This window comes from Thermoanaerobacterium sp. R66 (assembly GCF_028895185.1).
GTDB lineage: Bacteria > Bacillota > Thermoanaerobacteria > Thermoanaerobacterales > Thermoanaerobacteraceae > Thermoanaerobacterium.
In genome coordinates, this window is the sequence record NZ_JAEUWW010000001.1 from 1730449 (window position 1) to 1752296 (window position 21848).

The 21848-nt window shown below is 37.1% G+C and carries 23 protein-coding genes; 7 read left to right on the plus strand and 16 right to left on the minus strand.

The genetic code is table 11. From position 1 onward, the window contains the following. Nucleotides 1-116 precede the first annotated feature (116 nt). The 6 genes from JJQ93_RS08740 to JJQ93_RS08765 all read right to left on the minus strand — a co-directional run bounded on the left by JJQ93_RS08740 (nt 117) and on the right by JJQ93_RS08765 (nt 4528). Nucleotides 117-491 carry a type II toxin-antitoxin system death-on-curing family toxin gene (locus tag JJQ93_RS08740; protein ID WP_085113052.1) on the minus strand — a complete coding sequence of 125 codons (375 nt, stop codon included), beginning with the start codon at nt 489-491 and terminating at the stop codon, nt 117-119. Continuing rightward, a complete protein-coding gene (locus JJQ93_RS08745) occupies nt 488-730 on the minus strand; it encodes a type II toxin-antitoxin system Phd/YefM family antitoxin (RefSeq protein WP_085113053.1) in 243 nt (80 codons plus the stop codon). The genes JJQ93_RS08740 and JJQ93_RS08745 overlap by 4 nt, the downstream gene beginning before the upstream one ends. Nucleotides 731-949: 219 nt before the next feature. Further along, the gene (gene trmL / locus JJQ93_RS08750) at nt 950-1420 is read right to left on the minus strand and encodes a tRNA (uridine(34)/cytosine(34)/5-carboxymethylaminomethyluridine(34)-2'-O)-methyltransferase TrmL (RefSeq protein ID WP_013788852.1); all 471 of its coding nucleotides are present in this window, start codon (nt 1418-1420) and stop codon (nt 950-952) included. A gap of 15 nt (nt 1421-1435) precedes the next feature. Continuing rightward, nucleotides 1436-1942 (minus strand): DUF6106 family protein, encoded by a 507-nt coding sequence (locus JJQ93_RS08755; protein ID WP_085113054.1) that lies wholly within the window; start codon nt 1940-1942, stop codon nt 1436-1438. A gap of 68 nt (nt 1943-2010) precedes the next feature. Next, the gene (locus JJQ93_RS08760) at nt 2011-3378 is read right to left on the minus strand and encodes an MATE family efflux transporter (RefSeq protein ID WP_085113055.1); all 1368 of its coding nucleotides are present in this window, start codon (nt 3376-3378) and stop codon (nt 2011-2013) included. Between the two features lie 10 nt (nt 3379-3388). After that, nucleotides 3389-4528 carry a DNA polymerase IV gene (locus tag JJQ93_RS08765; RefSeq protein ID WP_085113056.1) on the minus strand — a complete coding sequence of 380 codons (1140 nt, stop codon included), beginning with the start codon at nt 4526-4528 and terminating at the stop codon, nt 3389-3391. Between the two features lie 188 nt (nt 4529-4716). Here JJQ93_RS08765 and JJQ93_RS08770 point away from each other — a divergent pair, with 188 nt between their 5' ends. Together JJQ93_RS08770 and JJQ93_RS08775 are read left to right on the plus strand one after the other, a co-directional pair. Continuing rightward, a complete protein-coding gene (locus tag JJQ93_RS08770; RefSeq protein ID WP_085113057.1) occupies nt 4717-5082 on the plus strand; it encodes an ArsR/SmtB family transcription factor in 366 nt (121 codons plus the stop codon). A 55-nt stretch (nt 5083-5137) separates the two neighbouring features. Beyond that, a complete protein-coding gene (locus JJQ93_RS08775) occupies nt 5138-7231 on the plus strand; it encodes a heavy metal translocating P-type ATPase (RefSeq protein WP_085113123.1) in 2094 nt (697 codons plus the stop codon). Between the two features lie 19 nt (nt 7232-7250). On the opposite strand, the gene JJQ93_RS08780 is transcribed toward JJQ93_RS08775, so the two are convergent. From JJQ93_RS08780 to JJQ93_RS08810, 7 genes are all read right to left on the minus strand, one after another. Beyond that, complete coding sequence (locus JJQ93_RS08780) at nt 7251-8030, minus strand: serine hydrolase (protein ID WP_274893498.1); 780 nt, start codon at nt 8028-8030, stop codon at nt 7251-7253. Nucleotides 8031-8151: 121 nt separating this feature from the next. Beyond that, entirely contained in the window at nt 8152-8781 is a 630-nt protein-coding gene (locus tag JJQ93_RS08785) for a TetR/AcrR family transcriptional regulator (RefSeq protein WP_085113059.1), read from the minus strand. Nucleotides 8782-8799: 18 nt separating this feature from the next. Beyond that, nucleotides 8800-9600 (minus strand): ABC transporter permease subunit, encoded by an 801-nt coding sequence (locus JJQ93_RS08790; protein WP_274893499.1) that lies wholly within the window; start codon nt 9598-9600, stop codon nt 8800-8802. Nucleotides 9601-9612: 12 nt separating this feature from the next. Further along, nucleotides 9613-10410: an ABC transporter permease subunit gene (locus JJQ93_RS08795; protein ID WP_274893500.1), complete on the minus strand. Its 798-nt coding sequence runs from the start codon at nt 10408-10410 to the stop codon at nt 9613-9615. A gap of 12 nt (nt 10411-10422) precedes the next feature. Further along, nucleotides 10423-11298, minus strand: coding sequence for an ABC transporter ATP-binding protein (locus JJQ93_RS08800; protein WP_274893501.1), 876 nt, complete (start codon nt 11296-11298; stop codon nt 10423-10425). Between the two features lie 96 nt (nt 11299-11394). After that, nucleotides 11395-13878 (minus strand): ASKHA domain-containing protein, encoded by a 2484-nt coding sequence (locus tag JJQ93_RS08805; protein WP_274893502.1) that lies wholly within the window; start codon nt 13876-13878, stop codon nt 11395-11397. Nucleotides 13879-14188: 310 nt separating this feature from the next. Beyond that, a complete protein-coding gene (locus JJQ93_RS08810; protein WP_274893503.1) occupies nt 14189-14368 on the minus strand; it encodes a hypothetical protein in 180 nt (59 codons plus the stop codon). Between the two features lie 200 nt (nt 14369-14568). Here JJQ93_RS08810 and nikR point away from each other — a divergent pair, with 200 nt between their 5' ends. The 5 genes from nikR to JJQ93_RS08835 are packed head-to-tail and all read left to right on the plus strand — an operon-like array spanning nt 14569 to nt 17555. Beyond that, nucleotides 14569-14994 carry a nickel-responsive transcriptional regulator NikR gene (nikR, locus tag JJQ93_RS08815; RefSeq protein WP_274893504.1) on the plus strand — a complete coding sequence of 142 codons (426 nt, stop codon included), beginning with the start codon at nt 14569-14571 and terminating at the stop codon, nt 14992-14994. A gap of 12 nt (nt 14995-15006) precedes the next feature. Continuing rightward, complete coding sequence (gene cbiM, locus JJQ93_RS08820; RefSeq protein WP_274893505.1) at nt 15007-15699, plus strand: cobalt transporter CbiM; 693 nt, start codon at nt 15007-15009, stop codon at nt 15697-15699. Further along, nucleotides 15696-16013: a PDGLE domain-containing protein gene (locus tag JJQ93_RS08825; RefSeq protein ID WP_085113067.1), complete on the plus strand. Its 318-nt coding sequence runs from the start codon at nt 15696-15698 to the stop codon at nt 16011-16013. The genes cbiM and JJQ93_RS08825 overlap by 4 nt, the downstream gene beginning before the upstream one ends. Continuing rightward, on the plus strand, nt 16006-16836 hold the full coding sequence (gene cbiQ, locus JJQ93_RS08830) for a cobalt ECF transporter T component CbiQ (RefSeq protein WP_085113068.1): 831 nt from the start codon (nt 16006-16008) through the stop codon (nt 16834-16836). Before JJQ93_RS08825 ends, cbiQ begins: the two co-directional genes overlap by 8 nt. Continuing rightward, entirely contained in the window at nt 16827-17555 is a 729-nt protein-coding gene (locus tag JJQ93_RS08835; protein WP_274893506.1) for an energy-coupling factor ABC transporter ATP-binding protein, read from the plus strand. The genes cbiQ and JJQ93_RS08835 overlap by 10 nt, the downstream gene beginning before the upstream one ends. Before the next feature lie 26 nt (nt 17556-17581). On the opposite strand, the gene JJQ93_RS08840 is transcribed toward JJQ93_RS08835, so the two are convergent. From JJQ93_RS08840 to JJQ93_RS08850, 3 genes are all read right to left on the minus strand, one after another. Next, complete coding sequence (locus JJQ93_RS08840; RefSeq protein ID WP_274893507.1) at nt 17582-18727, minus strand: MFS transporter; 1146 nt, start codon at nt 18725-18727, stop codon at nt 17582-17584. Between the two features lie 267 nt (nt 18728-18994). Then, nucleotides 18995-19585, minus strand: coding sequence for a TetR/AcrR family transcriptional regulator (locus JJQ93_RS08845; protein ID WP_274893508.1), 591 nt, complete (start codon nt 19583-19585; stop codon nt 18995-18997). Nucleotides 19586-19604: 19 nt separating this feature from the next. Beyond that, nucleotides 19605-21602: an oxidoreductase gene (locus tag JJQ93_RS08850; RefSeq protein ID WP_274893509.1), complete on the minus strand. Its 1998-nt coding sequence runs from the start codon at nt 21600-21602 to the stop codon at nt 19605-19607. Nucleotides 21603-21848: the final 246 nt, after the last annotated feature.

Genomic DNA, 21848 nt, shown 5'->3' on the forward strand with positions numbered 1-21848 from the left:
GTAGACACACTACCAGTAAAAACATTATTCCGTTGATATTATATTACAAACAATGCAGGTGAACTGTCCAAGAAATTAGTCCACCTGCATTGTTTATAAAGTTCGATTGGCATAAACTATCTATGTTGAAATATCCATTCCAATAACCCTTTGTCATCCATTTCTCCACTGGCAAGCTGCAAACCTGCATTAATAATATCTTGATCCGTACAACTAAGCTGTACACCATTCAATTCAAGAAAGACCATCATAGCAAGCATTCCTATACGCTTGTTTCCATCTATAAAAGGATGATTTCGTATTATTGAATAACCAAGTCGTGCAGCCTTTTCTTCAAGGGATGAATATACATAAACGCCGTCAAAAGTTTGAAAAGGTGCGTTAGCAGCAAGGTCCAGAAGCCCGCTGTCACGAATTCCGTCAATTCCACCCGTCTCACGAATCAGAATACTGTGCATTAGTACAATCTGTGGTACACTTAACCGTATCATTTAGCTAATTCCTCAAAAGCACTACGGTGCTTGGCAATTAATCGGATTGCAATGCTTTCTATATCTTCATTTTTTGCAATCTGCTCATCTTTATATTCTTTAAACTCTGTTATAACATATTTCGGAACATTGTTTTTCAAAATTACCACAACACCATTTTTATCTACTAACCTTGCAACTTTCGAAAAGTTTTGATTAGCCTCCGTGATAGAAACCATGTTTTCTGTATTAATCTTCATGCTTTATACACCTCCTACCTTTATTATATCCTAATGTAGGATAAATTCAACCTATTCCCATTAAATAGTAGTAGTAATATTATGACAAACTTGAATTCGCAAGTAATAATTCTATTATTCATAAATTAAAAATATAAAAAATAAATAGCAGCTAAAGCATTTCTTTTAGTATTTTGCGGGCGCTTAATAAAGAAACACTGATTTTAGCTGCACTTTATATCAATACATATTGGGAAAACCCAATTGTTTTAAAGCTTCATAAACTACAATTGCTACGGAATTTGACAAGTTTAAAGACCTTTCCGCCTTTACCTCGTTCATAGGTATCCTTATGCAGTCATCTTCGTACTTCTCTCTAAGCCACTGAGGAAGGCCTGCTGATTCTTTCCCGAAAAGGATGTAAGACTCATCTTCGTACTTTACTTCGTGATAAAAGTGTTTGCCTTTTGTGGTAGCTAAATAATATTTACATCCTTTCGTAGACTCTAAAAATTCCTCTAAATTTTCGTACACCTTTAAGTCAAGGTATGGCCAATAATCAAGTCCAGACCTTTTTAAATACTTCTCACTTAGAGAAAAACCAAGCGGTTTTACTAAGTGAAGCTTAGATCCTGTAAGGACACAAGTCCTTGCTATATTACCTGTATTTTGCGGTATCTCCGGCTCAACCAATACTACATTTATGGGCATTTGCATTCCTCCAGTTTATTTAAAGAACTTCCTTGGTATGTACTTCCACATAGCTTCTATCATCTTATCATTAGGTTCAAAGTAGAGAATCGTCCTTTTGCCGCTATTTTCAAAGACAGCGAAGTACACGTCGGGTGATGTCATCGAACTTACGGCTTCCACCTTGTTTGGTATCTTTCTGTACTCATCTGAATACTTGTCACTTGACACCTTTGCTACAATCTCAAAGTCTTTGCAGTCAACACTTAAAAGTCTTTTCCTTCTGCTTTCAGCTACTATCCTATCTACATCCAGCTCACCGTTGGTATATGCGTACTCGTATTCAATGTTTTGTGATTTAATCACGTAGTAAGCAAAAAAAGGTATGGCAACGATAAAAAAGATGAGGAAACCTTTCACAAAAGGTATAAGTGGTATTATGAAAAAAACAACTACCAATGAAAGTAAAATAAGTCCCAAAGCTTTCAGCATGTCCTTAGATGTCTTTTGTTTTTTTACAAGCTTTTCAATAAATATATCCACAAAATCAACTCCCAGCTTAATTATACTTTTATAATAAATTTATTTTAACAAATTTGCAACATCATTATTTATACCATGAGATATTTCCACTTTCCCTGCTTAAACCTATATGTGTACATGAAAGAACGAACAACGAAGTCAAAGCATATCCCTATCCATATGCCATATATACCCATGCCCATCCACTTGCCTAAAGCGTACCCTATGGCAATCCTAAAAAGCCAAAGCCCTATAAATGCCGTCACGACTATATACACCAGATCTCCCGCTGCCCTTAAAACGCCAGACAATACATTCATTATGGCAAGCATCGGTTCAATTGCAGCAAATATCCTTATTACTACAGACCCCATCCTTATGACTTCAGGATCTGTTGAATAAAGCGCGGCAAGCTGACGTGCAAAGATAAACATGATTATACCTATGACCGTTATTATCCGCACAGCTATTTTATTCGACAGTTTTCCGTACGTCTCCGCCAACATCATCTTTCTAGCCCCCAAGCTTCTTCCAACCAAAGAAGTAGCTGCCAGTTGAAATCCGAATATAGGCATAAATGCAAGGCCATTGGCATTCATGCCTATTTGGTACACTGCAATAGACGCAGTGCCCATTGTAGAAACTATAACCTGCATTATCAAAAATCCGCCTTGCATTATAAGCTGCTCTAAGGACGCAGGGACGCCAACTTTCACAATCCTTAACATCATAGGAAAATTAAGCTTCACGCCGTCTTTTATGCTTAAATTGATCCTTCTCTTTCCAAAGTAAAGAACATAAAGCTGTATAAAACCACCTATGACCCTGGCTATGGTGACAGACATGGCAGAACCTTTTACTCCAAAAGCAGGTATAAGCTGATGTCCACCGATATTTACTCCAAATACCGTAAGGGAATTTAATATTAGGCTTATCAAGTTTATGGTAGCCGTAATGTACATGGGCGTCCTTGTATCACCTGCACCTCTTAGCGCACCGCCTAATACAATATCTATTATTACAAATGGCATGCCCAAAAGAATAATCTTGTAATACATAAGCCCCAGCTCAAATACATCTTTTGCTACAGAACCAAAAAACAATTTTATCAGTGGGACAGCAAAGATGTATCCGAAAACGGTAAACAAAATAAAAATGATTATGCACATTACAAGCGCCTGCATAACAGCAAGCTTTGCATTTTCATCGTCATCTTCTCCTATTAGCCTAGCAACGATTACCGTGCACCCTGTTGACAGCCCTGCAAAGATAGATTGAAAGAAAAACACCAAAGTATTTATCATTCCTACTGCCGCTATAGCCGCTGTGCTTATGTGGCCTACAAATATGGTTGATACCATGCCAACCATCATTATAAGCATTTGTTCAGTTATAGAAGGCCATGCCAGCTCCAATATTTCCTTTTGAAGGCTAAATCGCTGTTCAGCTTTCTCCATTTTGACCCCCCTATATATCGCTTCCTCTTTTTACAAAATATCCTCCAAGCTTTTTATTCACATCATACACTATCTTATCGATCTTCAAATTTCTCTTGACGTCCAAGTCAAAAAGCGACAACTGCTTTATCTTCACGGCACTTAAGTTTGACACAGAAAGTCCTATAAGTCTTACAGGTTGTACTATTTTAGCCTCTTTAAATATGGCCTCAGCTACAGAATAAATATCATCAGGCAAATCTATGTATTCATTTAATGTACGGCTTCTTGTGTGGACAATAAAATTCGAAGTCTTTATCTTTACGGTTACAGTCCTGCAGTAAAGCCCTTCACTCTTAAGCTCTGATGATACTATGTCGGCAAATCCTCTTAAATACCTTAAAAGCAAGTCTACATCGCTGGTGTCTTTTTTAAGTGTCGTCTCTTTACCTATCGATTTCGTTTCCCTGTACGTTTCAACAGGTCTTGAATCAATGCCTCTTATCCTGTCGTATATCTCTTTGCCGTACTTTCCAAATATATTCGTAAGCTCATCCTGGCTTAATTTAAGCAAATCATCCACTTTCTCTACGCCTATTTTTTTAAGCCTTTCCGACGATTTTTTCCCAATACCGTAAACTTTCGATACGCTTAAAGGTCTCAATATGTCAGGCACCATGTCTTCAGTTATGACCATAAGCCCATCAGGTTTATTCCAATCCGACGCAATCTTGGCAAGAAATTTGTTGTATGAAACGCCTGCAGATACAGTAAGACCTGTCTCATTGTGCACTTTCTCTTTTATTTCCTTGGCAATATCTTCTGGATTTTTGTCGATATCAGTCACATCCAGGTATGCTTCATCAATCGACAGCGGCTCCACAATATCAGTCACTTCATATAAAATATCAAATACTTTTTCAGACACTTCTCTGTACCGCTGAAATCTTACTGGCAAAAAAACGCCGTGTGGGCATAAAGTCTTAGCCATGTACATAGGCATAGCCGAATGAACACCATATTTTCTCGCTTCATAAGAGCATGTAGATACAACACCTCTGCCAGATAGCCCGCCTACTATTACAGGTTTTCCTCTAAGCTTTGGGTTATCATGTTGTTCCACAGATGCAAAAAAAGCATCCATATCAACATGGATTATCTTGCGCATCATCTTTATCCCTCATAACTGAATTACTAAAATATATTATAGCACAGCATCACATTAAACCATAATGAGCATATGACAGTTTAATATATGATTTTCTCATACTAACTAACAAAACAAGTTGACACAAATTGAGATAAATTATAAAATATATATGAACAAATATTCATATATTCAATTATAGAGGTGTTTTTATGAAAGACAATAAAAGCAACAATGACGTGTGTGAAATAACTGTAATACACCAAGACATTGTTGACAAAGTAAAAAAGCTAATGCCTGAAGAAGAAAAATTGTACGATCTTGCTGAGCTTTTTAAAATATTTGGCGATACAACAAGGATAAAAATATTGTGTGCTTTGTTAAAGTCCGAAATGTGCGTATGCGATATTGCAGCAACACTTGGCATGAATCAATCTGCAGTATCTCATCAGTTAAGGATATTAAAGCAAAGCAAACTTGTAAAATACAGAAAAGAAGGCAAAGTCGCTTACTACTCTCTTGCAGATGACCACGTCATAAAGATATTTGACCAGGGTTTTAGCCATATAGAAGAATAGCCTTTATTTGGCTTAAATTTATATGAAAGAAGGGATAGTGTTGGAATCAAATAGCATGAAAGGCTCAAAGAAGACATTCCTGTTAGAAGGATTAGACTGTGCTGTATGCGCAGCAAAAATAGAAGATAATGTAAAAAAGATAGATGGAATATGCAATGCCAATGTAGATCTTGTAAATACAAAATTGACTGTTGAATTGGAAGATATAAACAATATAAATGATATAAACAAAATTATAAAGAAAGTCGTAAAAGATGTGGAGCCAAATATTCATATTTCTGATTCTGAAAGCAAAATCGCAAAAGACAAAGACATCCGCTTTAATTGGAAAATCGTGCAATTATTATCTGCAGCAGTTTTATTTATTTTACCTGTTATTTTTAAACTTCCTGAATACGCGAAGTTCTCCCTTTTCTTCATAAGCTACATTATTTCAGGTGGAGAAATAATTGCATTGTCTATCAAAAAAATCTTGAAAGGTCAGTTATTTGATGAGAATTTTCTCATGAGCATATCCACAATAGGTGCCTTTGCTATTGGAAAGTACGAAGAAGGCGTATCCGTCATGTTTTTCTATCAAATAGGAACACTTATTGAGGATTACGCTGTAGACAATTCTAGAAAATCAATAAAAAATTTGATGGATATAAGACCTGACTACGCAAACTTAAAGATAGAAAATGATATAAAAAAGGTACCGCCAGAAGTAGTAAACATAGGCGATATCATCTTAGTAACGCCAGGTGAAAAAATACCGCTGGATGGAAAAGTAATAGATGGCAAATCATTTGTAGATACATCATCACTGACAGGAGAATATTTGCCAATGGAAGTTACCATCGGTTCTGATGTATTAAGCGGTTTTATAAACAAAAGCGGCCTTCTCACCGTCAAAGTCGAAAAGAACTTTAAAGAATCAACTGTATCAAAGATTCTTGATTTGATAGAAAATGCCAGCAATAAAAAAGCACAAGCCGAAAACTTTATAACGAAATTTGCAAAATATTATACACCAGCCGTTGTCTTATCCGCTTTATTTATAGCTACAATCCCTCCTATAATTTTAAACGAGAACCTTTCAAATTGGATCTACAGAGCGCTGGTATTCCTAGTTATATCATGTCCATGTGCCCTTGTCATATCGGTACCATTAAGCTTCTTCAGCGGCATCGGTGCCGCATCAAAAAGCGGTATCCTTATAAAAGGCAGCAATTACTTAGAAGCTTTAAATGATGTTAAAACAATAGTTTTCGACAAAACCGGCACATTGACAGAAGGCACTTTCAAAGTGACAGAAATCTGTGCGGAAGACCCATTTAAAAGCGATGAACTGCTTAAATATGCTGCATACGGAGAATATTACTCAAATCATCCCATAGCATCATCTATCATAAATGCTTACGGCAGCAAAATTGATGTAGGAAAAATAAAAGATTATGTTGAGCTTGCCGGCAATGGCATAAAAACTATTATCGATGATAAGAAAATCCTTATAGGAAATTCAAAATTGATGAAAAGTCATAATATAGCATGTAAGGATGTCAGACCGTACAGTGCTGTCCACATAGCAGTAGACGGAAAATATGCAGGATACATCGTCATATCTGATACAATAAAAAAAGACTCCAAAGATACTGTAAAAGCACTTAAAAGCTTAGGTGTAGAAAAACTCATAATGCTTACCGGAGATAAAAAAGAAATAAGCGAATATATATCAAATGAGTTAGGACTTGATGGTGTTTACTCAGAGCTTCTGCCTGATGAAAAAGTTAATGTCGTCGATAAGCTGTGCAGCAATACTGATTTAAAAGGCAAAGTAGCTTTTGTTGGAGATGGGATAAATGATGCTCCTGCTTTAACAAGAGCAGACATCGGAATTGCAATGGGAAAAATCGGCACTGATGCTGCTATAGAAGCGGCAGACGTGGTGCTGATGACAGACGAGCCTTATAAATTGGTTGACGCCATAAAAATAGCAAAGAAAACTCATAAAATTGTTTTAGAAAATATAATTTTTGCATTAGGCGTTAAATTATCTGTTCTCACCTTAGGAGCATTGGGTTTTGCAACAATGTGGGAAGCAGTATTTGCGGATGTGGGGGTAACTGTGCTGGCAGTGCTTAACTCCCTTAGAATCTTGACAAAATAAAGCAGCGAGATTAGCTGCTTTATAATTTTACGTATTCGTCGTAAACCATCTTTGATATTTTCCCTATAGCCATTCTCCCATCAAGATTCGTATTCATGTTGTTTGTCATCACGCTTATTATGTAGTCGCAATCTTTTAAAAACACTATCCCTACATCGTGCTCTAATGACTTAAGTTCCCCAGGCTTATGAGCAATCAATACATCATCTGGCAGGTACAAGTTAAGCCTCCCAAATTCCTGCTGCTTCTTTAAAATTTCTATCATCTTGATGCTGTACTCCTCATCTACAACTTTTCCAGAGTACATCTGCTCTAAAAGGCGCGTCATATCCTTTGGACATGTATAGTTGTCTTTCCCAGATTTTATAGCTTCAAAATCCATCATCTTTCTCTGTATCTTAGTATGAAACAAACCTAAATCTTCTGCCATCTTATTTATGTTTTTCATATCTGCTATATCGATCAAAACATTTGCGGCAGTGTTGTCACTTATAATGATCATCAGTGTTATAAGTTCTTCTATGGTGAATTTGTGCTTGCTATTTAACTGGTACAAAATCCCGCTGCCATCTGTTTTCATAAAGTCAGATAAAACGATATTGTCAGTCAGTCTTATATACCCTTCTTTAGCCATCTTATATATCTGTGCCATGATAAGTATTTTTATCGTGCTGGCAGATGGAAACATCATTTCTTCATTTACGCCTATCATTTCTCCAGTCTTCAGATTTTTTACAGAAACACCTATGTCTCCACCAGCATTACTGACGAAATTCATTATGTCATCATGTAAACTCATAATTAAGCACTTCCTTTTCTCATAATTCCGTACGTCTTAATAGTATCACTTTTGAAGAAAAAATCCAGTACCTATTTAAAGGCAAAAAAATCAGGTGTATCAACCACCCAATTTTATTTAGTCACTTCTCATATATACCATACTTAAGCATGTTTATGCAACTTTTTAAATCATCAATGATTTTATCTTTATCCGCAATAAGTCTGTCAATGTCGTGATTATACATCTTTATATAATTGTTGCCAATGGCTTCAATAGACGTCATGATAAAGCTTAAAGACCTACTAATATCTACATCTTTTCGAAATCGCGACAAGTCTAAATTTCCCATAAACTTCTTCATGACTTCACTGCTTATTCTCTCATATCTTTTCATTATGTCATCTTTTATTTCTTCTGGCGAATCATAAATAGATACTGTTAAAAATCTATACTCCAAAGGCTTTTTGTAATACAATCTGAATTTAACCATTGTCCAGCTCATGAGCCTGTCAAATATATCTGAAGACGAATCATCTATGAATTCATAAAAAGCAGCAACAAACTCATCTACGATGCGATCAAAAAGATACAAAAATAAATTCTTTTTGCTCTTAAAGTAGTGAAAAAGAAGTCCTTTTGATATTCCAGCATTTTTGACAATTTCGTTTGTAGAAGCCCTCATATAGCCTTTTTCGGAAAACTCTCTTAGGCTTGCTTCAATTATTCTGTTCCTCTTTTCATCGCTTAGATTTTCAAAGCTTTCGTACAAAAAGATCCCTTCCTAAAACTAAATTTTCAAATCCCTCTTTTGATAGAAAACATAAGTCCCGCCAATGCACAATACCACAATCAAAGCAGATATTACAACGTATATTATCTCAAATCCTTTTCCATTCATCAAATTCTTTGCGTCAAAATACTTAAAAGGCGTAAGGTACTTTAAGCGAGAAAGATGATTGTCTATATCTATGGCAAGAGATAAAATATACGTTGCCAGCATCACACCTATAGTAATAGGCGAAGACAATCTGGGATTTTTTAAAAAACCTGAAAAATACAATCCCAATGAAACATATATAAGCTGCAGTGCAAATACCCCCAACATCAATTTTAGCACATCACCGCTAATGTCTTCACCTTTGCTGTAGTATCCCACAAAGTACAAAGACGAAACGAAAGTAACAGCATTGAAAATGATTATATTTGTAAGCGCAGCAAAAAGCTTTGACGTAATAACATTTGCTCTCGGTACAGGTTTTGACATCAAAAATTCCGCAGTCTTATCATCTTCCTCTTTAGAAAGTATATTAGAGCCAATCAGTGAAGCGTGCAAAGCAGCCATCAATACGATGTATATAAACATGGCACCGTAAAAACCTATAGCTTTCGATAAGTCAAAATTTCCACTGCCAAACATGGATTTTAGCGCGTCAGGCATCTTTGAAATCATGTCGTTAAGAGATTGACCAGATATAGACGAGCTGGCAGCGTACTTTCCCATCGACGAAGCTACAAAGGCAATCATAACCAAAGACCATATAATCAACGACTTAACGCTGGATTTCATCTCTTTAATGTAAATATTCACCTATATCCCCCCTTACATTGCGTAAATGTCTCTTTTTTGGAAAAAGACATAGCTTAAAAAAATCGACACAACGACTATAAGCAAAGATATGATGGAAAAATGAACGTCGTAGGAAGAATTCTTCATGATGTAGTTTAAATCGAAATATTTAAAAGGCGTCAAATATTTCATGTTGTCGTCGTTTAAAATAGCCTGAATCATGCCAATTACATAAAATGCAAATACCACTCCTAAAGATATAGAAGTTGTAGACTTGATCTTCTTCACAACTGATGACAACAAAACCCCCAGCGATAAAAATATCATCTCTACAAACAAAAGTGTGACAGAAATCATGAAAAAGAGTTTGATGTTAAAGGGCTCTTTCGTCACTGATTTTGCCATGATAAATGCAGATAAAAAGTAAACGGCATCTGTAATCAGAAGTATGACGATGGATGATAAAATCTTTGACGTCAAAATAGATCCTCGCTTTACAGGTTTTGTCATGAGAAAATCAGCCGTCTTAAGCTTAATCTCCTTTGATATTGCAGCAACACCGTAATTCATGGCTTGTATGGCGCCTAAAAGCACCACATAAGAAAACACATAAGAATAATAGCCTAAAAACTTAATTATATCGTCTATGGAAATGCCAAAAGCCTTCCTCACAGCTACAGGGTAGCCTTCTAATACATCCTTAAACAAAGACGCATTCTTGTAAAACGTAGGATACATGGAAAGTAAAAAAACTGCCACAAAAGCTAATGATATAGACCATACGGCTAAAGACTTTGTTTTTGATTTCAACTCGTACAAAAATACGTTCATATTGACACCCCCTTAAGTGTAGTAGTGCATGAAGATTTCTTCTAAGCTAGGTTCTTCAATGGCGATATCTGATATGCTTATCTCTGCTATCTTTTTCATTATATTGTTTATATCACCTTTAAATAAAAAGCTGACTGTCCTGTCTTTTACCTGAAGATCGCTTACACCATCCATATTAAAATGCTCAGCCTTTAAAGGAGCGTTTGCCTCAACGTAAACTTTCTTATAGCTGTTTTCCCTCAATGTGCTTATCTTCTCAAGGCTCACTATTTTGCCTTCCTTTATGATAACCACCCTATCGCACAATTTTTGGACTTCGCTTAGTATATGAGAGGAAAATAAAATTGTAACACCTTTCTTGTTTTCCTCTTTTAAAAGATTGAAAAACCTTTGCTGCATAAGCGGGTCAAGTCCGCTTGTCGGCTCATCTAATATAAGCAGTTTAGGCTCATGCAAAAGCCCCTGGACTATGCCTACTTTTTTTCTATTGCCATATGAAAGGTCGTCGATCCTTTTGTTAAGCTCCAAATCCATAAGTTCGGAAAGCTCTTTTATCCTTTTGCTGCAGTCTTTATTATAAAAACTTGCAGAATACCTTAAAAGGTCTATCACCTTCATGTTGTCGTAGTAGAATACTTCTGATGGCAGATATCCTATATCCTTTTTTATATCTGGGCCGTACTTTATGCAGTCCTTGCCAAAAATCTTGGCACTGCCAGATGTGGGATAAATAAGTGATAAAAGTATCCTTATAGTGGTGGATTTCCCTGCTCCATTAGGCCCTATAAAGCCGAAGATTTCACCTTCTTCCACATCAAAGCTTACATCGATTATGCCTCTCGATTTCCCGTAATACTTGGTCAAGTTATTAACTTCAATGATTTTCATAAAAGCGCCTCCTTTTGACCATTCGGTCAATTTTCAATTTGATTATATCTCTAATTGACCATGTAGTCAATACACTTTTAAAAATTAAGAGGGATTTTAAAAGTACAGGGATTTTAAAAATTCCTCTTGAAAATATGGGTTATTTGAAAGTTCGATGTACTTGACCTTATCTCTTATCTCTTTAGATTTCTCAAGCATCTCATCAGAAAGAAGCGCAAAAGATGCTCCTAACCCCGCTGCGTTCCCTATTTGAACTGCCTTTTCTTTTAATCCCTTTGGTATAAGCCCTATTGCTGCAGCGCTTTCTACGCTTATGTAGCTGCCAAACCCTCCTGCTAAGTAAACTTTTTTTATATCTTCTTTATCAATATTCATCTCTCTCATGAGAATATTGATTCCAGCCTGTATAGCTCCTTTGGCCAATTGCACCTGCCTTATATCCTTTTGTGTAAGGTATATGCCACCTGCCTCGTCTATTAAAAACGATGGCATATCGTCGTATTGCACAATGCGATCTAAAAACTTTTTACCAACTACGCTTGTCACTTCATCTTTATCAAATATCCTTCCAGTATTATCAACTATTCCATGCTTAAAAAGCTCTGCCACCAAATCCACGATACCTGAACCGCATACACCCTTTGCCGCCTTTCCTCCAATAGTAGTAAATATGGGATCTCTTTCAAGATCCACATGATCTATTGCACCTTCTACTCCGCTTAAACCAAAAGTGATGCCAGCTCCTTCAAAGGCAGGCCCTGCAGCAGCGGAACAGGATATGAGAAAGTCTTTATTCCCCAGCACTATCTCTCCATTTGTGCCTATATCTATCAGCAAAATGATATCATCACTTTCACTGATGCGGCTTGAAAGTACAGCCGCCACTGTATCCGCTCCTACGTATGAAGCAACCATAGGAAGCGTCACAACGTATCCTTCTCTGTTTATATCTATCCCCAAATCTTTCGACTTCACTTCAATCGATGACGTAAACGCAGGTATATAAGGCGAATTAGCGATATTCTCAGCAGGTACTCCTAAAGCCAAGTGGATCATGACAGTATTGCCAACCATCACTACTTCATATATATTTTCATTTGAAATTCCTTGTCTTTCACAAAAATAATCTACTATCATATTGATTTCTTCAATCATCGCCACGTGCAATCTATAAAGCCCATCTTCTTTAGCGATTGTGTAATTTATCCTCGATATGACATCGGCGCCATAGGACCTTTGTGGATTTGTTCCTGAAAAGACGTCTATCATTTTCCCTGTGGCAATGTCGTACAAGTATGCAGCGATTGTAGTGGTGCCTATATCCAAAGATATGCCGTATAAACTGCCAACAAAGTCAGCGCCTTCAATGGATATGATCTCATTCTTTCTCAACACACAAATGGCATTGTAACCACTTTTATCTAATACACCTGGAAGCACCTTCAATACGCTTAGTGGAATTTTTGCGTCAAATCCTAATGCGTCGCATATCCTCTTAAAATCATCTCTCTGGTCATCCAGTGTAGGCGTATCAAGCTTTATGGGGATTTTTTTGACTCTCGGGTTTACACTGTCAACTTCAAATAGTTCAACGCTTTCAGTCAAGACTGATATTTCTCCTTCATCTAAAACTGTGATAGAAAGATCTCTATCAACATTTACAAAGCATGAAAGCCTTACGCCTTTTTCAAGCTCTACATCGCTTAAATTTTTCATCTCCTCGGAAGTCACAGGAAGCTTATAATCTATTATAACTTTGCACTTTCCACAAGTGTGATAACCGCCACATGAATTAGGCACTGGCACGCCATTATCTATCAATGTTCTAAAAAGGTTTGCACCATCTTCTGCTAAAATTTCCTTGTATTCATCTCTGTATTTGACTTTCAGTGTGTGATACATCTTTTTCTCATTGCGGTAGATACACTGAAAAAAATCGCATTTGCTGCAATCGTGGTGTGACGATGATGACTTAATATCTTTTCCTATTCCTAATATGAAGGACAGAGACTTTACAGGATGCATCATGTTACTTTCATCCAACGTAACACCTATCTTAGATGCATCCAGGTGTTTGAATATAATCTTCTGTGACGCTATATCCCACTTGTCATCGCCAGGGAACATCATCTCAGTCAATACATACCCTTCTTTTGACGCATAATTTGCCACATCGCTGTAAAACTTCTCACAAAGCTTATCTAATGCCGCATTTCCGATGGCATCGTATATCATTCCATCCATATACTTCCCATCATCAAAAAGTCTTGATGATGCATTTTCAATGCCGTCTTTAATAGTGACAACAGCCATGATGACATATTCTGCGCCTTTTAATCTTTCTACTATGTGCTTTTCATTTATCACATCATCGCTTAGAAACCTTATGGCATCATTTTCATTGTCGTACTCAAAAGAAACCCTGTCAAAGCAAACTATAGGCTCAATAAGAGCATAAGCATCATGTATATCATTTCTGATTTTGTCTAATAAACCTTTATAAGGCTGGGAATCCTTGTATCCCAAATACCTTAAAACAGACTTCTCATCTATCTCTATTTCATAAGACTTTATATCCATCTTCTCCTCCTCATTTTGTTTCATTATAGAAACTACTTCTGTCAAAACCAAACTTAGCCAACTATTGAAATGGTGGTAAAATTCGTCATCTGGATTTTCCGTATTTTATTATCGCCCATATTCCTAATATTGCTACAACACTTACGCAAATTAAAACCAAAATTATAACTATCGCCATTTTATACCTCATATTTAAAAATTATTTGTTTATTTTTCAATGATTTTGGTTTATAATATATATTGCAAGGAATTGCAGGAAATTGTCATTTGGATATAAAACGCATTTTTAGATTATGCTTTTGGGCATAATCTAATTTTCTTTATCTTTTATTTCTACTGAAAACTCTGTCTTAGCCTTGTCTACTATGTTTGCTTTTGTTTGGACTTTTACCGCAATGTTATCTCTATTGTATACTACCATCGCTACTATGCCCACAATTGCTACTATCGTTGTGCAAAAAATTAATGTTATTTGTACACTTTCACTCACATACTCACCTCCGCGCTTTGCTCCTGCAATTCCTTGACGGTGTAGAAGAGGTGAGCAGTATTTTATATCCAAATCCCCTTATATTATAACATATCTATACAAAAAGGTATCAATTAAGCTTATTTATGAATTATTCTAAATCTCTATTGATTATCAATCGATTTAGTGCTATTATTTTTATAAAAGTAACACAAAAGGAGATGATACATCTGGAAGAAATTACACGTTTCGGAGTCTCGATGGAAGCGAATTTACTTTCACAGTTTGATAAATTGATTGAGTCAAAAAATTACAAAAACAGGTCTGAGGCAATAAGAGATTTGATTAGAGATTACATAGTGGAAAACCATTGCCAATCAGATGACGCCGAATCAATCGGCACTGTCACGTATGTCTACAACCATGAAGTAAGGGAGATAAGCGACAAACTTGTGGACATTCAGCATGGACACCATGAAAACATAATCTCCAGCATGCACGTCCACCTTGATGAGCACAATTGCCTAGAAGTGATGGTTGTAAAAGGCACTTCAAAGACTATATCAGCTATAGCCGACGAGATAATAAGCACAAAAGGCGTAAAGCATGGAAAGCTTGTCATGACGACGACAGGCAAAAATTTATAAGGGGGAGTTTTTATGCATATACCAGATGGATATTTAAGTCCTTCCACCTGTGCTGTTATGGGTGCTGCAATGGTACCTGTATTAGCTGTGGCAACAAAGAAAGTAAATGAAACTTTTGATAAGAAGGACGTACCTACAATGGCAATAGGTTCAGCCTTTGCCTTCACCATAATGATGTTTAACGTGCCTATACCTGGTGGTACAACAGCCCACGCTGTAGGCGCCACGCTTTTGGCCATCGCATTAGGTCCATGGGGAGCCAGTATTTCTCTTACAGTCGCACTTCTTATACAATCGTTGTTCTTTGGTGATGGTGGCATATTAGCATTAGGTGCAAATAGCTTTAACATGGCATTCGTAGCACCTTTCGTTGGATACGGCGTATACATGCTGCTTCAAAAGTTTAAAGTAGGAAAGGTGATATCGTCTGCCATAGGTGCATACATAGGCATAAATGCAGCAGCACTTGCCGCATCAATAGAATTAGGACTTCAACCTGTGCTTTTTCACACAGCAGACGGTCGTGCCTTATACTTCCCATACGGGCTTAGTCAGTCTATACCTGCCATGATGTTGGCGCACCTTACAGTAGCCGGGTTAGTAGAGGCAGCGGTAACTGGACTTGTAGTTTACTACCTTATTAAAGCTGGTGAAGACAACATGCTTTATAAATTCTCTTACAGGCTAAGGGGTGAAAATAAATGAAGAAACTTTTGATAGCTGCTATAGTGATAATACTGCTTACACCGATTGGACTTTTAGCACCAGGATCTGCATGGGGTGAGTGGGGCATAGATGAGATAAAAAACATGGTGGGATATGTGCCAAGCGGAATGAAACACTTTTCAGATACAGTAAAGGCTTTATTCCCTGATTACGGCATACCTGGCTTTGACAAAAACTTTTTCCAGCAATCAATAGGTTACATATTCTCAGCTATCGTAGGAATCGCAGTAATTGCCATAGTGTTTTTTATCCTTAGCAAAATGATAGGTAGACAAGAGGGAAAAAATGAGTAATTTCATCGAAAAGACTGTATTGAGTATACAAAGTACATTTCAAGATATGTTTGAGTCAGACGAAATTGCCATAAAACACGGCCTTATGCAATCACTGGACACGAGAGTACGGCTTTTATCTATATTGCTTTTGATCCTCTTATGCAATTTAAGCAGCTCATGGCAATTTCTGTGTTTGATGGTTGTATACTCTATTTTTGTTGCTATACTTTCGAAAGTGCCAATAAAGTCCTATATATTCAGGGTATCATCAGTATCCGTAATCTTCACAGGGATCGTATTAATACCGTCATTGTTTAACATTGTGAAGCCAGGAAATCCGCTTATATACATTGGCAAAAACTTGTACATTACAAGGAGCGGAGCTATAAGCGCATCGATTTTCATAATGCGCTCTTTTGTCTCCCTTTCTTTCATATACATTTTGATACTGTCCACAAAGTGGGTGGAGATTTTAAAAGCCTTTAGATACTTCAAGTTGCCGAAAATTTTCTCTGCCACACTTGATATATCGTTTAGGTATATAACTCTTTTCCTGGATGTGGCGTCAAACATGTACCTTGCCAGAAAAAGCAGAAACGTAGGAAAGTCTAAAGGCAAAAGCGAGAGAAGATTTGTAGCATCGTCAATGGGAAATCTCTTAATAAGATCTGAACATTTAAGCAGCGAAGTCTACAGTGCCATGATTTCTCGCGGATACAAAGGCGAATACAAGACAATAAGCGACTTTAAATTTGATATCTTTGATGCAATCTGGATATTGTTCAACATATCATTTTTTGCAGCAACTTTTATTGTAAAAGGAGGCAGACTTTGGATATAGTATTTGAACTTAAAAGCGTTTCGTACTCATATATAAAGCCACAACCTGCACTTATTGATGTGAACTTTAGCGTATTAAATGGAGAAAGTCTAATAATTTTAGGTGCCAACGGCTCCGGAAAGTCCACTCTATTAAAATTAATGGATGGCTTGATAAAGCCAGATAAAGGCGATATATTGGCATTTGGCAAATCCATATTGGATCTGAAAGGCGACCAAGAATACCATTTTAGGAGAAAAGTGGGTTACCTTTTTCAGGACTCTGACGTCCAGCTTTTCAACACATGTGTTTTCGATGAAGTAGCATTTGCTCCACTGCAGATGGGATTAAATCCAGATAAGGTAAAGTCGATGGTAGAAAATACTCTTGAGTCGTTTGGCATCGCAAAATTAAAAGACAGACCGCCATACAGGTTAAGTGGCGGTGAAAAAAAGAAAGTGGCTTTAGCATCAATAATGGTAATAAATCCAGATGTGTTGCTTTTAGATGAGCCTACAAATGGCCTCGATCCAAGGTCGAGAAAATGGCTTTATAAAATGTTAAGCGACCTAAAAAACGAAAGAAAGACGCTTGTAATATCTACACACGATTTGGATTTAGCCAGAATCATTGCCGATAGAGTCGTTGTAATGAATGAATCACATTCGATAGAAGCTGTAGGAAAAGCCAATGAAATACTTGATGACAGCACACTGCTTGAAAATGTGAATCTGATATGAATTTAGCTCCCACAATCGGGAGCTTTTTATTTAGAATACAGTTTAAGCGATGACTGAAGAACATTAAGCATTACAATCACCAGCACCATAAAAACTACGATAAATGAAAATCCCACAAACACGCCGAATAAATCGCTTAGCTTCCCTATTATAAAATTGGCTACCATGTTTATAGACGAACTTACAGTAACTATGACGCTTATGACAACACCTGTATTTTCTTTAAAGCTCTTCATTGCCAATGCCATAGTCGTAGGATAAATTATAGAGTAAAATAAACCTGCCATAGACAGAAGAATCGATAAATCCTGACTTACCATGCTTAAGGTCACAAAAGATGCTGCTAATGATGCAAATATAAATATGCTTTTTATATACCCTATTTTCTCAACCACAAACCCGCCTAAAAGTCTGCCTATTGTAAAAGCAGCAAAGAAAAGCGACAAGTACATAGAACTTTTTACGCTGTTCATGCCGTAAGATCCTTTAAGGTACGTCACAGCCCAGTTGCCTATGCCGACCTCTGATGCGATGTAAAATCCTAACATGACTGAAAACAAAATGACATGCCTATCTTTTAGTACATCCAAATATTTTACTTTACCGCTACCTACATATTTAACTGTGCCAGGAAATCTCGTAAACAAAACCACAATAAGCATTAAAAAAGCTATAATGCCTCCAAAAAGATATATACTTTGCCATGAATACTTTAAAGCCACAAGCCTTCCTGCCGCATTTGGCGAAATCGTAGCACCTAAGCCGTAAAAGAAATGCAAAAGGTTCATCATTATGGCCTGATTAACCAAAAATGCAACTGCAGCAGTGGCATTTATGCCTATCTCCAGCATCCCTATGCCAAAATTCATGCAGAAGAAGAAAATCAAAAACACAAAGAAAATCGGTGATGCAAAATACCCTAAAATCCCTATGATGATAAAGACAAGTCCTAAGGACAATGCCATCTTGCTGCCATATCTATTTACAATCATCCCACCAACAAACGAAGCTATGATAAAGCCAAGGCTTCCTATAAACAGAAGAAGCCCAATGTACGTATAATCAACATTGTAAAACGACTTAATTGGCGATAATACAGGACCTTTTATGTTATCGACAAGACCTATTAAAAGCATCAAAAGGTAATTTAAAACAACAATAAATATCTGCATTTTTTCCTCCCTTATCAATAATGCCATATTTCATTATATAGCATTAAAGGGAATAATACAATGAAATATACTCTTACACTTAATAGCCATAGCCTCCAAAGAAAGGGAGATAAAGCTAATGTCCACCAATAAAAAAAAGGCGGAAACAAAACCGCCAAATAGATTTGTACAAAATTTTCGAGCTAACGCTTAAACTGTTAGAAATAATATTAGCTTTTTATTATAACACAAATTTATGACTTGTAAACCAAAAGAAATATCTTTATTCTACTTTTCAATATAGCTTTCTGCCATTCTGGATATTATGTCTTCCATCTCAGCTAAAAGATCAGTTTTTCCGTCTTTTAAACACCAGTCGAATATTACACCTCTCGCTACAATAAATAGCTTCTCTGTAATTTCCTCACAGTTAAAAGTGCCGGGTATCTTGCCTTTTTCCTGCTCATTTTTTAATATTTGAATAAGCATATTCTGCATAGAACGCCCATGTGTTAAAAACATCTTATTCGTAGGAATATACAGATTTCTTGCCATATCTACTCCATCATTTATTGCAAGCTTGGCATATATGAGAAAATACTGAACCAATATATCCTTGCAGTCTGTATAAGCCTCTAAGATCTTCGGCACTTCAGCCTCAAAAAATTCATCGCCATGCTTAAATATCTCCACTAAAAGATCATATTTGGATCTAAAGTAGTGATAATAATTTCCTATAGAAACATTGGCCTTTTCTGCTATGTCTTTTACAGTTATGTTGTCATACCCGTGTTTTTTTATAAGCTCTACACCGCAACTGTATATCCTCTTTTTAGTGGCAATGGCCTGCTTTTCTCTGGAAGTTAAACTTTCTGGCACCAATCTCTCTCCTGTTCTTCTAATCTATATTTTTAGCAACCTCAAAGGCATTCCATATTGCATACATTATATTAGAAACATTGCCGGCATCGCCTATAAGATACACGTTTGAAATTTTATCCTTTATTTCTCTATACAGAGAATCAGACGGGGCATATCCAACCGCAAGAATAACTGTATCTGCTGCGATGTCTATATCACCATCAGGCGTATTCACTTTAAGCACCTTTCCGTCATATGCAGTAGCTTTTGCAGATGTTATAGTCTTTATTCCTTTAAAAGGTATCAATTCTTTTAGCATATCGCTATTTGCATGGCACAATGGGCCATTTACAGCCAAAAGCTTTGGAAGCGCCTCAACTATCGTCACATTTTTGCCCATATCTTTAAGCCACAGCGCTGTCTCGCACCCTACAAGTCCACCGCCAATTACAACAACATCATTCCCTATATCAACTTTGCCTAATAGCACATCTTGAGCGGTATATAAAGGTCCTTCTCCCAGTGAAAATACTTTTGGCTTTGAACCTGTGGCGACTATCACTGCATCTGCGCCAAAATTAATGACATCATCAGCATCTAATTCTGAATTTAGATGGACTTCTACGTTTAACTTCTTAAGTTCATTCTCATACCAAGCCACCAGCGCATGATCATCTTCTTTAAATGATGGCACGCCGCCTGGAATAAGGTTTCCACCCAACCTATCAGTTTTTTCATACACGATTGGCTCATGTCCGCGAAGTGCTAATACGCGAGCTGCTTCACATCCTGCTACACCGCCACCTACAATTAAGACTTTCTTTTTGTGCTGTGTCGGTATAAGCCTCTCAACGCTTTCGCGACATGCCTGTGGATTTACTGCACAGTTTAATGCGGAATACTCCTGTATGCGTCCCATACATCCTTCATGACATGATAAGCAAGGGCGTATAGAAGCAGTATCACCTGCTTTAAGCTTATTTACATAATCAGGATCAGCCAAAAGTGGACGGCCAAGTGATACTATGTCGCATGCTCCATCTCTTACAGCGTCTGATGCAAGGTCTGGATTATCCATACGTCCTGCGCATATTACAGGCACGTCTACTACATCTTTTACCATCTTTGCATATGGGATGTAAAGGCCTTTTTCTTGGTACATTGGCGGATGGCTCCACCACCATGCATCGTAGCTTCCTACATCTACGTCCAAAGCGTCGTATCCGTATTCAACCAAAAGCTTAGCTGCCTCTATACCTTCTTCGATATCTCTGCCTTTCTCTACAAACTCCTCACCCGGAAGGCCACCTTTACGCCAATCTTTGATGAAGCTTTTTACACTGTACCTTAGCGTCACCGGGAAATCACTGCCACATGTGCTTTTTATCTCCTCCAAGACTTCCCTTGCAAAGCGCAGCCGGTTTTCAAGGCTTCCGCCGTATTCATCTGTTCGATTGTTAAACATAGATATGGCAAATTGGTCTAAAAGGTATCCTTCGTGTACCGCGTGTATCTGCACGCCGTCAAATCCTGCTCGCTTCGCATTGTAGGCACCTTTGCCAAACTGCACAACTATCCTGCGAATTTCCTCTTTTGTAAGAGGACGGCATGTCTTGTCAAGCCAGCGGTGTGGGATAGCCGATGGCGCAACAGGCGGATGTTCTCCTAAATTTGTAGGAATCGTGACCCTTCCAAATCCACCAGATAATTGTAAAAACACCTTAGAACCATAAGCGTGTATTTTCTCCGTCATCTCGCGAGCAGTCCTAATGAAATGAACTGGATTATGCGTAGAGCATGGGCAATTAGGCATGTCATGCTTTTCTATATCATTGTCAACAAAAGTAACGCCAGTGATGATAAGTCCTGTACCACCTTTAGCTCTTTCAACATAGTAATCAATTCCTCTTTGATTGAAACCACCTTCGGAATCACCAAGCCCTAATGGTCCCATAGGAGCCATTGCAAAACGATTTTTGATGACACAGCTTCCGATGGACACTTCATCAAAGAGAATGCTGTACTTTTTGTCCATAAAAAGTCCCCTTCTTTTCTTAATTTTATTGAACATGTTCACCGAATGCATTCTACGAAAATTATATCAGTATGTTAATTAATTGTCAAGAAGGTAAAGGATTATTTAGCCATTATTATTTATAGTTTGCTTAATAAAATAAATTTTAAAAGTTTGTATACATTTGTTTATCTGTTTTGTTATATTAATGAAAGAACAAAAACGGCGCCGTTATATAGAATGCATCAGACATTATACTGGGGAGGT